At 68.3% G+C, this 13,435-nt stretch carries 9 protein-coding genes; 2 read left to right on the top strand and 7 right to left on the bottom strand.

Annotated features, from left to right (window positions below; genetic code table 11):
* Positions 1-540 precede the first annotated feature (540 nt).
* The 4 genes from GXY15_14425 to GXY15_14440 all read right to left on the bottom strand — a co-directional run bounded on the left by GXY15_14425 (position 541) and on the right by GXY15_14440 (position 6,707).
* Positions 541-1,512: a radical SAM protein gene (locus tag GXY15_14425; protein ID NLV42404.1), complete on the bottom strand. Its 972-nt coding sequence runs from the start codon at positions 1,510-1,512 to the stop codon at positions 541-543.
* A 19-nt stretch (positions 1,513-1,531) separates the two neighbouring features.
* Entirely contained in the window at positions 1,532-2,674 is a 1,143-nt protein-coding gene (locus GXY15_14430) for a PLP-dependent transferase (GenBank protein ID NLV42405.1), read from the bottom strand.
* 80 nt (positions 2,675-2,754) lie between these two features.
* A complete protein-coding gene (gene ilvB, locus GXY15_14435) occupies positions 2,755-4,530 on the bottom strand; it encodes a biosynthetic-type acetolactate synthase large subunit (protein NLV42406.1) in 1,776 nt (591 codons plus the stop codon).
* A gap of 215 nt (positions 4,531-4,745) precedes the next feature.
* On the bottom strand, positions 4,746-6,707 hold the full coding sequence (locus GXY15_14440) for a 30S ribosomal protein S1 (protein ID NLV42407.1): 1,962 nt from the start codon (positions 6,705-6,707) through the stop codon (positions 4,746-4,748).
* Positions 6,708-6,915: 208 nt separating this feature from the next.
* Here GXY15_14440 and GXY15_14445 point away from each other — a divergent pair, with 208 nt between their 5' ends.
* Complete coding sequence (locus GXY15_14445; protein NLV42408.1) at positions 6,916-7,548, top strand: protein-L-isoaspartate(D-aspartate) O-methyltransferase; 633 nt, start codon at positions 6,916-6,918, stop codon at positions 7,546-7,548.
* Between the two features lie 26 nt (positions 7,549-7,574).
* Here the strand turns inward: GXY15_14445 and GXY15_14450 are convergent, their stop codons facing one another.
* Together GXY15_14450 and GXY15_14455 are read right to left on the bottom strand one after the other, a co-directional pair.
* Positions 7,575-8,735 (bottom strand): TlpA family protein disulfide reductase, encoded by a 1,161-nt coding sequence (locus GXY15_14450; protein ID NLV42409.1) that lies wholly within the window; start codon positions 8,733-8,735, stop codon positions 7,575-7,577.
* A gap of 83 nt (positions 8,736-8,818) precedes the next feature.
* Positions 8,819-10,159: a replication-associated recombination protein A gene (locus GXY15_14455; protein NLV42410.1), complete on the bottom strand. Its 1,341-nt coding sequence runs from the start codon at positions 10,157-10,159 to the stop codon at positions 8,819-8,821.
* Between the two features lie 118 nt (positions 10,160-10,277).
* Here GXY15_14455 and GXY15_14460 point away from each other — a divergent pair, with 118 nt between their 5' ends.
* Positions 10,278-11,366 carry a flippase-like domain-containing protein gene (locus GXY15_14460; GenBank protein ID NLV42411.1) on the top strand — a complete coding sequence of 363 codons (1,089 nt, stop codon included), beginning with the start codon at positions 10,278-10,280 and terminating at the stop codon, positions 11,364-11,366.
* A gap of 4 nt (positions 11,367-11,370) precedes the next feature.
* Here GXY15_14460 and GXY15_14465 read toward each other — a convergent pair whose 3' ends face one another.
* On the bottom strand, positions 11,371-12,666 hold the full coding sequence (locus tag GXY15_14465; protein NLV42412.1) for a tetratricopeptide repeat protein: 1,296 nt from the start codon (positions 12,664-12,666) through the stop codon (positions 11,371-11,373).
* Between the last annotated feature and the right edge of the window lie 769 nt (positions 12,667-13,435).

The raw sequence follows: 13,435 nt of genomic DNA on the forward strand, positions 1-13,435 counted from the left end.
CAAGGCGCTTCGCGCTGTGCAACGCCGGGGCTGTGAGGGTGTGTGTGTCGGCCTCTCACGACGCGCGCGGAGCGCGCCTTGGAGTGCGCAAGCTCGCTTGCGCCTTCCAGACCGGCGGGCACCCAAAGACAAGGCAGGCGGGATGCCTGCGGTACGAAGAAGACCTGCAGGACGCGGTTCCGTACCGCAGGCGTCCCGCCTGCCTTGTCTTCTTCCCGGCGTGCAAATTTCGGATGCCCTTTCAGGGCAAGAAGTGCTTTGGGACGTGCAACCCAGGGCAGGCCTGGCCCTTCGGGCGGCGGCCTGGCCTGGGCTATATGCGGATGTCCCGTTGGGACAACAAAGACAAAAGCGCATGACCGAGGACCGCTCATGCCGCTGGTGGCCACTTCTCGAGGGGCATTTCAGTGCGGTTGCCCTGAGCCATTTCTTGGCCACCGCCCCCCGCAGTATCGGTTTCCCAGCCATTCACCCGAATCAGAAAGCCCAGAAGCAAACCTTGTGCGCCGACGCATCGCCATTTCTTCGGGGAAGCCCTGTCTACCCCTCGAACGGGTGATCCTTTCGGAAATCGGGCAGGTAGGTTTCCTGGCTTTCCATCTCCTGGACCAGCAGGTGCTCGAATCCGAGGGAGACCGCGTAGTCCACCACCTCGTTGTACTCCCTGGGGGCGAGGGGGCGGGCGATCTCGGCGTGCTCCGCCGCGCGGTGGCGGGGGGTGTACTGGCTCATGAGGCCCAGGGTGATGTCCGTCATGCCCTCGTCGTGGAGCCACAGCAGCATGTCGTAGGTGCCCGAGACGTTTTCCGGCAGCACGAGATGGCGCAGGATCACCCCGCCGAGGGCTTTCCCATCGCTGTCCACCCGCAGCGGCCCGGCCGCGCGCCACATGGCCCGCAGGGCCGCCCGCGCCGTCTCCGGATAGTCCGCCGTGCCGGAGTACCGCCGCGCGGGCTCCGGGTCCATGTACTTCAGGTCCGGCAGCCAGACGTCCACCACGTCCGCCAGCGCCTCCACCAGTTCCACGGCGTCGTAGCCGTTGGTGTTGTAGACCAGCGGCGCGTCCAGGCCCGCCGCATACGCCTCCCGCAGGGCCTCCAGAATGGGCAGGATGCACTGCGTGGGGGTGACCAGGTTGATGTTCTCGGCGCCCTCCGCCCTCAGGTCCAGAAAGGCCCGGGCGAGTTCGGCCACCGTGTGTTCCGCGCCGTCGCCCGCCTGGCTGATCTGGTGGTTCTGGCAGAAGACGCAGCGCAGGCTGCAATGGGAGAAGAAGACCGTGCCGGACCCGCCGCGCCCGACCAGCATCGGCTCCTCGCCGAAGTGGCGGACGGCGGCGGCATACCGGACATGGCCGGGCGCGGAGGACGCGCGGCAGGCACCCGTGCCGCCGGCGGTCCGCGCGGCGCCGCAGGCGCGCCCGCAGGCGCGGCACTCCTGAACGAGGTCCCGCACTTTCGGCAGGGCCCCGTTCACGCGCCGCAGTTTCTGTTCCGGATCCATCCGTGCCATGGGGTGCGCGCCGGCCGCGTCAGACGCGGTCGAGGGCCTCGGCGAGGTCCGCAATCAGGTCGTCGGGATGTTCCAGGCCGACGGAGATGCGGATGAGGTCCTCCGTGATGCCCGCGCCGAGCCGCGCCTCGGGCGGCATGGAGAGGTGGGTCATGGTCCAGGGGTGCTCGATGAGGGACTCCACGCCCCCCAGCGACTCCGCCAGCGTGAACAGGCGGACCGCCTCCAGGAGCCTGCGGGCCGCCCCGCCGCCGCCGTCCACGCGGAACGAGAAGACCCCGCTGCATCCGGTCATCTGGCGTTTGGCCAGGTCATGCTGCGGGTGGCTTTCCAGCCAGGGATGCAGCACGGCGGACACCTTGGGGTGGGCCTCCAGGAAACGGGCGACGGCCAGGGCGTTGCGGTGGTGCGCCTCCATGCGCAGCGGAAGAGTCTTCACGCCGCGCAGCACGAGGAAGCAGTCGAAGGGGGACTCGGCCGTTCCGAGGGTGTTTTGCAGCAGGGCGACGCGCTGTCCAAGCGCCTCGTCGCGCGTGACCAGGGCGCCGCCGACCACGTCGGAGTGGCCGTTGATGTACTTCGTCGTGGAGTGCAGGACGATGTCAATGCCCAGGTCCAGAGGCCGCTGGAAGTAAGGGGAGAGGAAGGTGTTGTCGCAGAGCGTAAGCACCCCGCGCTCCCGGGCGATGCCGGCGATGGCCGCCAGATCCAGCAGGTTCATCATGGGGTTGGTGGGCGTCTCGGTCCAGATGAGCCGCGTCTCGGGGCGGATGGCGGCGCGCAGGCGGTCCGGGTCGCGCAGGTTCACGAACTCCGCACGGATGCCGTGGCTGGCGGCGAAGGTGGTCATGAGGCGGTACGTGCCGCCGTAGAGGTCATCGTGGACGATCACATGGTCCCCGGCGGAGAGCAGGCCCAGGGCCGTCGCCTCGGCCGCCATGCCCGTGCAGAAGGCGAAGCCCCGGACACCGCCCTCCAGTTGGGCGAGGCAGGCCTCCAGCGCGGCGCGGGTCGGGTTGCCCGAGCGCGTGTAGTCGTAGGTGCCGGGCTCGCCGAATCCCTTGAAGGCGAAGGTGGACACCTGGTAGATGGGTTGCATGACGGCGCCGAAGGCCGGGTCGGGCCCGTGCCCGGCGTGGACGGCCAGTGTTTCAAACTTGATCGGGATGCTCCTGGGGTTGGGGCGGGGTGAACAAAAGCCCCCGGAACCGCCTGCGGGCCGTTCCGGGGGCGGGATGCGTGTCAGAAACTGTCGGACGTGTCCAGGGTTCCCGTCGAGGGGCCGGCTTCGCGGCTCGTGATATGGGGGCCCGTGAGCATGTCGCGGTAGGCCATGCCCGGGCCGACCATCGGGTAGACGAAGGCGTTCTTGTCCGTCATGACCTCCAGGAAGGCGGGGCCCTTGAACTTCACAAAGGCCTCCAGGGTCTCCTGAAGCTCGTCATAGCCGGTGACACGGCGGGCGAACTTGAACCCGTCGGCCTCGGCGGCCTTCACGAAGTCCTTCTGGTGGAGGGCCTTGTCGGTGCCCGAGAAGCGCCCGTCGAAATAGAGGGACTGCCACTGGACCACCATGCCGTCGCCGAGGTTGTTCAGCAGGAGCACCTTCACGGGCACCTCGTAGGTGGTGGCGGTCTCCATTTCGCCGATGTTCATGCGCAGGCTGCCGTCGCCGTCCACGTCAATCACGAGCTTCCCGGGGCAGGCGAACTGCGCGCCGATGGCGGCGGGCAGCCCGAAGCCCATGGTGCCCATGCTGCCCGAGGTCAGCCAGGTGCGGGGCTTGTGGAAGTCCATGTACTGGGCGGTGAACATCTGGTGCTGGCCGACGCCGGTGGTGATGATGGCGTCGCCCTTGGTGATCTTGTTGAGGGCCTCCAGCACGGCCTGCGGCTGGACCAGCCGGCTCTCGCGGTTGAAACCCTGCGGGTGCGCCGCCTTCAGGCGCGCCACATGCTCCAGCCACTTCGTGTTGTCGGGCTTGTGGTCCCTCCCCGCGTCCATCAGGGCGCGCAGCGAGCGGGCCGCGTCGCCGACATGCCGCCAGTCTGCCCGGCGCACCTTGCCGATCTCCGCGGCGTCTATGTCAATGTGGGCGACCACGGCGCTCTTCGCGAACTCGCGGGGCACCCCGGCCACGCGGTCGTCAAAGCGCGCCCCGACGCAGATGAGCATGTCGCAGTCGTCCACGGCGTAGTTGCCGTAAGCCGTGCCGTGCATGCCGAGCATGCCCAGGCACAGCGGGTCCGTCGTGTCCACGGCGCCGATGCCCATGAGGGTCGTCACGGCGGGGATCTGGAACTTCTTCATGAACTTGCGCAGGATTTCCGACGCGCCGGAGACGACGGTGCCGCCGCCCACGTAGAGGAGCGGCCGCTTCGAGCGTTTAAGCAGCCGGAAGAACTCGCGGGAGACCTCCCTGGGCATGTCGGACTCCGTGACCCGCGCAAGGCGCTCCTGGTAGCCCGAAAGCGGCAGCATCCCCTCGCCCTTGAAGACCCCCTGCCAGTTCTGCACGTCCTTGGGCAGGTCCACCACCACGGGGCCGGGGCGGCCGGTGCGCGCGATGAAGAACGCCGTGCGCATGGTCTCCTCGATCTCCGCCTCGTTCTTCACGAGAAAAACGTGCTTGGCGCAGGCGCTCATGATGTTGAAGACCGGGGCCTCCTGGAAGGCGTCCGTGCCGATGGACGGGCGGGCCACCTGGCCGCAGATGAGCACCATCGGGACCGAGTCCGCCATGCAGTCGCGCACGGGTGTGACGCTGTTGGTGGCGGCCGGGCCCGAGGTCACCAGCGAGACCCCGACCTTGCCGCTGGCGCGGGAGTAGCCCGCCGCCATGAACCCGGCGCCCTGCTCGTTCGCGGGGACCACAAGGTTGATGGTGTTTCCGGGGTGCGACCGGTTCCAGCGGAAAACGGCGTCATAGGTGGGAAGGATGGCCCCGCCGCTGTAGCCGAAAATGGTGTCCACCCCCTCGTCCGCCAGCACCTGGATGACCATCTCCGCGCCGGTCATTGGGGCGCCGGCCATCGGGTGGTTTCCTGACTTCCTTGGTGCGTTCATGGTCTTCTAAGGCTCCTGTGTTCCGGTAAGTTCCGGAGGTCTGCTGCTTTCAGGCCCGGGCCGGGGCGGGTTCGGCCCGCCGGGACCCCGGATATGGAAAAGCGCGAGCGCCCGGGTCTGCAACGGCGCTCGCGCTTGCGTTTCCTGTGTCGCGGGGGGCCGGGCGGTTACTCGGCCGGCTCCGCGTCGCGCGCCGCGTCGTCCGCGGGCGTTTCCTCTACGCCTGACACGGGGGTCTCCCCGGCCGCGGCGTCTTCGGACTGTGCGGTTTCGGCCTCCAGCGCGGCGGCCTTGGCGGCCTCTTCCACGCGGTCGGCGGCCTTCGCCGCCTCCACGCGGCTGACGGCCATCATCAGCTCATGCGCCACGTCCTCGAGGCTGCGGCCCGCCTGGATCATGCCGGCGGGCACCGCGCCGCGCATGGCGGCGTTGACATCCACAGAGCCGCCGCTCTTGCCATAGTCGGCCAGGTTGCCCTGCTCGATGTCGCGGTGGTACTCGCGGACGCTCAGGCCGATCTTGCGGTCCACGGGGCTGATGTTGATGACCTTCGCCATCACCTTGTCCCCGACTTTAAGGACCTCCTCGGGCTTCTGCACGCGGTCGCTGGAAAGCTCGCTGACGTGGATCAGCCCCTCAATGCCGTTCATCAGGCGGGCGAAGGCGCCGAAACTGACCAGCTTCGCGATCTCCACCTCGACATGCGCGCCGACCGGAAGGTCCTTGATGACCTCCAGCCAGGGGTCCTGCATGAGCTGCTTGAGCCCCACGCTGATCTTCTCGTTTTCGGGGTCTATGTTCAGCACCTGCACCTCGACCTCCTGGCCCTTCTCCAGCACCTCGACCGGATTCGTGACCTTCTTGGTCCAGGACATGTCGCTGACGTGCAGGAGGGCGTCAATCCCGTCCTCGATCTGCACAAAGGCGCCGTAGTCCGTCAGGTTGCGCACGATGCCCTTGACACTGGAGCCGAGCGGGTATTTCTCCGACAGCTGCTTCCAGGGGTTCGGCTGGGTCTGCTTGATGCCCAGCGCGATCTTCTCCTCCTTGCCGTCAACGCTGAGGATCATCACGAAGACCTCCTCGTCGAGCTGCAGGATCTCGTTGGGGTGGCGCACGCGCCGCGTCCAGCTCATCTCGCTGACGTGGACCATGCCCTCAATGCCGTCCTCAAGCTGCACGAACGCCCCGTACTCCGTCATGCTGACCACGCGGCCGCGCACGATGGAGCCGACCGGGTACCGGTCCTCGGCCGTGATCCAGGGGTTCTCGGACTTCTGCTTCAGGCCCAGGCTGATCCGCTCGGTCTTCGGGTCGAAGGTCAGCACCTTCACCTCGATCTGCTGGCCGACCTGGAGCATCTGCGACGGGTGCTTCACCCGGCCCCAGCTCATGTCGGTCACGTGCAGCAGGCCGTCAATGCCGCCCACGTCCACAAACGCGCCGAAGTCGGTGATGTTCTTCACCTCGCCCTCGATCAGCGCGCCCTCGTGGATCGTCTCCAGCAGCCGGCGCTTCTCGCCCGCCCGCTGCTCTTCGAGCAGCTTGCGGCGGCTCACCACCACATTGCGGCGGCGGCGCGTCAGCTTGATGATCTTAAACTCCATCTTCTCGCCGATGAACTTGTACAGGTCGCCCGTCGGGCGGAAAGTCAGCTGGCTGGCCGGCATGAACGCGTCTATGCCGATGTCCACCTTCAGACCGCCCTTGACACGCCGGGTGATCACGCCCTCGATCACGCCGTCCTGGTCGTACACCGCCTGAACGTGCTCCCAGTTCTTGATGCGGTCCGCCTTGATCTTCGAAAGAATCGGCATCCCCATCTCGTTCTCGGGCTCGTCAATGTAGAAATCGTACTCGCCGCCCACCTCAATCTGGTCGCCCGGCGAGAACTCCGTGCTCGGAACAATCCCCTCGCTCTTGTAGCGGATGTCCACCAGCGCGCGGTCGTCTGTCAGGTCCACCACGCGGCCCCGGACCACTTCGCCTTCGCGGAAATTCTGGGGGGTCTCGCCCAGCAGCGCGTCCATGTTATTGGCCGCCAACTGCTGCTCAAGCTCCTCCGCCAGATCCGGCTGGACGTACGAAACGCCCTGTTTCATCACCTGTTTTTTGCTCATTGCCAACATGCTCCTTTGAAAAAAAATTTACCGCGAAACGCGGCGGGGTGATATTCTATCAAGTGACGCCCGGAGGTGTCAAACTTTGCAGAATCAGGGTTTTTCGACGAACCAGCCCCCGTGTCCGGACGCCGGGAGGGGGGGGCCTTTCCCGCCGGCGCCGGCGGAAGACGGGTTTGTCGGGGATGAAGCACTTTTCGCAGGCATGCGCCGGGAAATGGTGCTCCGCCAGATCGCCGCCCGGGGCGTGCGGGACGGCCGGGTGCTGGCGGCCCTGGGCCGCGTGCCCAGGCACCTCTTTGTGCCGAAAGACCTCGAAGACCGGGCCTACGAGGACCGGCCGCTCCCCATCGGCCACGGACAGACCATCAGCCAGCCCTATATTGTCGCCTGCATGACCGAGCTTGCCGCCCCCGGACCGGAGGACCGCGTCCTGGAAATCGGCACGGGGTCGGGCTACCAGACTGCCGTGCTGGCGCTGCTGGCCCGGGAGGTCCACACGGTGGAGCGCCTTCCCGAGCTGTGTAAGACGGCCCGCGAACGGCTGGCGGCGATGAACATGGCAAATGTGCGGACGTGGCTGCGGGACGGGTCGGCGGGCCTGCCGGAGCATGCGCCGTATGATGCCGTGCTCGTGGCCGCCGGCGCGCCGGACCTCCCGGAGGCGCTGACGGCGCAGGTGGCGGAGGGTGGGCGGATCGTGGCCCCGGTCGGCCCCCCCGAAAGCCAGTGGCTGGTCGACGGCCGCAAAACCGGCGGCGTCCTGCGGCTGCGCCGCGTCTTTGAATGCCGGTTTGTGCCCCTCGTCGGCATCCTCGGGTGGCCCGGGAGCCCCATGGGCGGGCCGTGAAACCTTTCCCCGCAGTCCCGGGTCTGTTACGCTAGGCAATAGCCGCGCCGCTCACCGGCGGTCCCTTGGGGGGGCCGCAGGGGGAGCTGCGGGTGGAACCCAACCTGTTGAAACAAAAGGAGTTGATCATGACCAGGATGTGCGTGCGTTTGCTGATCTGCGGGCTGATGCTGGGGCTGGTGGCCGGGTGCGCCACGACCCCCAAGAAGAGCGATGATGACCTGATCAAGGAGACGGTCGCGACGGTGAAGACGGCCCTCGAGGCCAAGGACATCGAAATGCTGCTGACCACCTTCTCCGAGGACTTCACCCACCCGGAGCTCGCCGGGGGCAAGGAAGAGGCCCGCGAGATGCTGCAGATGGGCGTGGACGCCGGCTATGCCGACGATGGCGAAGTCTCCATCGTGGACATGGAAATCACCAAGAACGACGACGGCACCGCCTCGGTGTACCCGGTTGACCTTTCGGGCCCTCCCGGATCCATCAGTGTCGAGCTGGTCATGAAGAAGGAAGCCGATGTCTGGCGGATTGTCACCGTCAATCCCGACGGCATGTGATAACGACCCGGACGCCCGGGCGGCACACCCGGCCCGGGCGTCTGACCCATCCTCCGAAACCCCGCGCCCCCCGGACGCGGGGTTTTCTTGTTGCTCCGGCGCGCCGGGGGCGGAGGCCAGCACATCAAGGAGGGCCGCCACCGACGGATCGTCCCACTTGGCGGGGCCGGAATGCTTAAGCGCCAGGGCGCCGTTCCGGTCAATGATGAAGGTGGAGGGGACTCCGGAGCCGTATACGGCGGGGAGGGTTCCCTCGTGCCGGTACACGGGGAACGCCGCCGTATACCCCGCAAGCGCCCGGCGCACGTCTTCCTCATCACCCAGCGCCACGGACACAAAGCCGACCTCCGCCCCCCCGGTCCGCTGGAAAAGGGCGTTCAGCCCCTCCAGTTCCGCCAGGCATCCGGGGCAGTTGGGGCTCCAGAAATGAAGGAAGACCGGGCGCCCCCGGAATTCCTCCAGCGTGCCCGCGGTCCCGTCAGGCTTGGCCAGCGACAGGGAGAAGTCGGCCTGCACGCCGAGGGTGACGGGCGGGGGGGCGAGTTTTGCCCGCTTGGCGGCGATGATCTGCTTTTCGAAGATCACGGACGCGGCCAGCACGCCGCCCGCCAGGGCCGCCACGGTGAGCACCGAGCCCGCCAGGCAGCCCCACAGAAAAGGCCGGCGCCGGGAGGGGGCGGGGGAGGGGAGGGGGCGCGTGTCCGGTTCAGTCATCAGTCTTCCGGCTCCTTTTCTTCCCTGTCGCGTTTGTCAAGGCTTTCCAGATAGGCGCGGATGCGGGCTTCGTGGCCCCGGTCGGTCGGGTGGTAGAAGGTTCCCCGGTCCACCCCGTATTCCTGCGGGGTATACCCGCCGGGGAAGTCGTGGGGGTATTTATAGCCCCCGCCGCGGCCCAGCCGCTTCGCGCCCTTGTAATGCGTGTCCCGCAGGTGGTTCGGCGCGTCGGGGGTGCGCTCCTCGCGCACCAAGGCGAGGGCGGCGTCTATGCCGGCGCAGGCGGCGTTGCTCTTGGGCGCGCAGGCGACATGGGTCGCCGCCTGGGCCAGGATGATCCGCGCCTCCGGCATGCCGATGAACTCGCAGGCCTGCCAGGCCGCCGTCGCCGTCACCAGCGCCGTCGGGTCGGCGTTCCCCACGTCCTCCGCCGCGGCGATGCAGATGCGGCGCGCCACGAAGCGGGGCGTCTCGCCGGCCTCCAGCATGCGCGCCATCCAGTACAGCGCCGCGTCGGGGTTGCTCCCGCGCATGCTCTTGATGAAGGCAGAGGCGGCGTCGTAGTGCTCGTCGCCCGTGCCGTCGTAGTGGAGCATCTTGCGGGCGATGCACTCCCCGGCGACCTCCGCGGAGATCACCAGGCGGCCGTCCTCGACCGGCGTGGTCAGCAGCGCCACCTCCAGGGCGTTCAGCGCGCGCCGCGCGTCCCCCTCGGCATACCGCGCGATGTGCGCCAGCGCCTCCGGCGCGGCGTCCACCGTGACTTCGGGAAACCCGCGCTCGGGATGGGCCAGCGCCCGCTCCAGCAGCCGCACGAGGCCGGCCTCCTCCAGCTTGCGGAACTCGAAAATCTGCGAGCGGGAGAGGAGGGGGGACACCACGGAGAAGAACGGGTTCTCCGTCGTCGCGCCGATGAGGACAATCTTGCCGTTCTCCACGTCCGGAAGGAGCGCGTCCTGCTGGGCGCGGTTAAAGCGGTGGATCTCGTCCACGAACACAATCGTCTTCTGTTGGGTGTGGATGCGCCGCTGGTGGGCCGCCGCGATCAGCTCGCGCAGCTCCTTCACCCCGGCGGTCACCGCGTTCAGCGGCTCAAACACCGACTTGGTCCGCATGGCGATGAGGCGCGCCAGCGCCGTCTTCCCGCATCCCGGCGGGCCGTAGAGAATGAGCGAGGTGACCCGGTCGGCCTCGATGGCCCGCCGCAGCGGCTTGCCCGGGCCCAGGATGTGCTCCTGGCCCGCCAGGTCGTCCAGCGAGCGCGGGGCCACGCGCCGCGCCAAGGGCGCCTCGCGCTTCAGGCGGTCCGCCGCGCTGTGTTCAAAAAGGTCTTCGGACATGGGGGCATTGTAGTCCCCGCGCCCCCGGCGCTTCCATCCGGGGAAACGGACTGGTGTATACTTGCGGCGCGGGGGCGGCGGTGGAACTCATGACGGGAATGCAGTGAAGAATCGCAGCATGAGACGGCAGGCGCAGCTCGTGGTCGGACTCGCGGTGAGCGCGGTGCTGCTGTGGTGGCTGTTCAAGGACACCAACTGGGCCGAGGTGGGCCGGGTCGTGCGCAACGCCGACCTGCTGTGGCTCGCCGCCGCGGTCGGGCTGGTCCTGGCCTCGTTTTTCGTGCGCATCTTCCGGTGGCGGGCGCTGGTGGCGGTGGACCCGGCCCCCTCGTTCATGAAGCTCTTCAACGCGACGCAGATCGGCTTCTTCGCCAATTTCGTGCTGCCCGCGCGGCTGGGCGAGGTGATCCGCGCCGTGGTCCTTTCCCGGGGCACGGGGATTCCGGTGTCGAAGTCACTGGCCTTTGTGGCCGTGGACCGGATCACCGACCTGGTCGGCCTGGCGGGCACCCTGGTGTTCACCGTGGCCTTCTTCCATCCCACCGAGGCGATCTACCTGCCGGAGGAGATGCGCGGCCTGTATGCCGGCCCCATCTCCGCCGTTCTGATCCGCCGGGCCTGCCTCGGCGCGGCGGCGGCCATTGTGGTCGGGTTAACGGGGGCCTTCGTGCTGGCCGCCTCCCGCGGTCTGGCCGCGAGGGTGCTCCAGCGGACGGTGGGGCCCTTTTCCCCCGCCCTGGCCGCCCGGCTCACCGCGCTGGCCGACCATTTCACGTCGGGCATGGCCGTGGTGCGGTCGCCCTGGCGGATGGCCCGCGCCTGTGGAATCAGCCTGGTCCTCTGGGCGGTCTTCGCCCTGACCAACTGGTGCGCCTTCATGGCCCTGCGCCTGGAGGTGCCCTGGTACGCCCCCTTTGTGACCCTTTCCCTGCTGGCCGTTTTCATCAGCCTGCCGGGGCCCCCGGGCTTTATCGGCCCCTATCATGTCGCCATCGCGGGCAGCCTGCTGCTGGTGAACCCCGCGATGAACGTGGACGAGGCCCGCGCCATGGCGATCATGGCCCACCTGCTCAACATGTTTCCCGTGGTGGTGGTCGGGGTGTGGTGCCTGTCGGCGGAGAATGTCAGCCTCGCGCAGGTGAAGGAGACCGGGGAGAGCCTCGCGGACGCGGACGATGCCCCGGAGGAGCCCTCCCCGCCGGAATGAGCGCTCAACGGCTCTTCGGCTTCCTGGGCTTGGCGGGCTGCGCCCCGCGGGCAAGGTCGCGCTCCATGCGTGTGATGCTCCGTTCGGCCCCGGCGGCCTGCTGCGAGCCCGGCTCGGCCGCGATGACGCGCTCATACGACGCGATGGCCGCCGCGTAATCCCCCACCTGCCGCTGGGTCTCGGCGAGCTGGGACAGGGCGGACAGGTTGCCGGGGCGGAGCGCCACCGCCTGCTCATATTGCGCGAGCGCGTCCTCATACTGGCCCAGGCGGCGGTAGGTGTTGCCCATCTGGAGATAGGCGGCGGGGTCGTTGGGCGTCATGGCCGCCGTCGTCTCATACTCCCCGAGCGCCGCGCCGTAGTCGCCCATGCGCCGGTAATAGTCGCCCAGGGCGCGGTGGGCGTCGGGCGCCGAGGGGGTTTCGGCGGCCCACTGCTGCAGCGCCGCGCCCTCCTCCGCGCGCATGCCCAGCTTGCGGTAGAGGTCCGCAGCCATCGGATAGGCGCGCGGGTCCCCGGCGTTCATCGCCTGGAATTCCCGCAGCCGCGCCACCGCCTCCTGGTCGTACCCGTTGCGCGTGTGGGCCTGCGCGGCCATGTAGCGCGCCATTGCGTCGTTCGGAAGGGCCTCCATCCACCGGTCATAGGCGGCCAGCTCCTGGTCCGCAAGGCCCAGCCGCCTGCTCAGCGTCGCCAGGGTCTGGTAGGACTGCCGGTTGGCGGGGTCGAGTTCCAGGCTTTTCTCCAGGAGGCCCATGGCCTCGTCAAACCGGCCGGCCTTCATGGCCGCCACCGCCTCGGCGGTCATCGCGCCGGATTGCGCCGCCAGCGCCTTCACGTTGGACTTGGCCTTCTTTTCGGCGTTTTTCGCCGTGTCCGGTGCCCCCGCGTCGGGGCCTCCGCCGCCGGGGGAAGAGGACTTCGCCGCCGCGCCCGCACCTTTCTTCGGATCGCCGTCCTTGTCGGGGCCGGCCAGCATGGACGCCACGGCGCCGTCCACCACGGAGTCCAAGAACTCCGGGGCGCTGGGGTCGGACACCGCCTCACCGTCCGAGTCCGGCGCGGGCGGCGCTTCAGAGGCGGACGCCGGTGCGGCAAGCGCCGCGGACTGTCCGGATGCGTCCACCGGACTGGAGGGGGAAGGGGCTGCGGGGAGGAGTCCGGCGGCCGCGAGGCGGCGATGCGCCTCCTCAAGCCCGCCCGATCGCGCGAAAAGAAAGATGCCCGCCGTTCCCGCAGCCAGCGCGCACACCAGCACCACGCGTCCCGGACCGATGCCGTTGCGGCGTCCTCTTCCCATGGATGCAAGACCTCCTTGCTGTGGCCAGTTTAACACACCCCGCGGCGGAAAGTTCCCCTGGCGGGCAGGGCAATCGCACTAAGATCCGTCCACCCTTCCTGACAAAGAGTTCTTTAGTCCCCTGTTTCTTGCCCTCTTCAACGCTGAAAGCGTTGCCGAATATGGCCCAGGGGAGGCCGCCGCTTGAAGGGCCAAGCCTGCCCTGGGTTGTCCGGACAGAAAGAATCATGCCCCAACGGGGCAGCCGAAATGGGGACGGGCACCCAAGGACAGGGCCGGCGGGACGCCAGCGATACGAGGAGGGCCGACGGGGTGCCCCGTACCGCTGGCGTCCCGCCTGCCTCGTCTTTTTTCAGACATGCGAATTTCGGCTGCCCTTTCAGGGATAGTCCCATTGGCGCCTCATTCCCAGGCCAGGCCGCGCCCATCCCCGCAGCCCCGGGTCCGCACAGCGCGCAGCGCCTTGGAGTGCGGCAGCTTGCTGCCGCCGTTCCTCGCGTGGGCTTGCCCGCGCGGGGGCCGCGAAAAACGACCGTGACCGCGCATTTCCACAGGGCCGCCACGGCATGCCCCGCCGTGGCTTCGGCACCCCTGTTGGGGCATGTTGGTTCTGTGCGGACAGCCCTGGGTTGCCCCGATCGCCGGATAAGATGTCACGGGAGCCCCCGCACGTCCTTGGCGGGTCCGTCTGTTATGCGGAGTGCGGTGGCAGAGCGAAGCGGCGACACCGCTTTGCCCGGGGAGGATTCATGCCGCACCCCTCCCGGCA

It is taken from the genome of Candidatus Hydrogenedentota bacterium (genome assembly GCA_012730045.1).
Classification (GTDB): Bacteria; Hydrogenedentota; Hydrogenedentia; order Hydrogenedentales; family CAITNO01; genus JAAYBR01.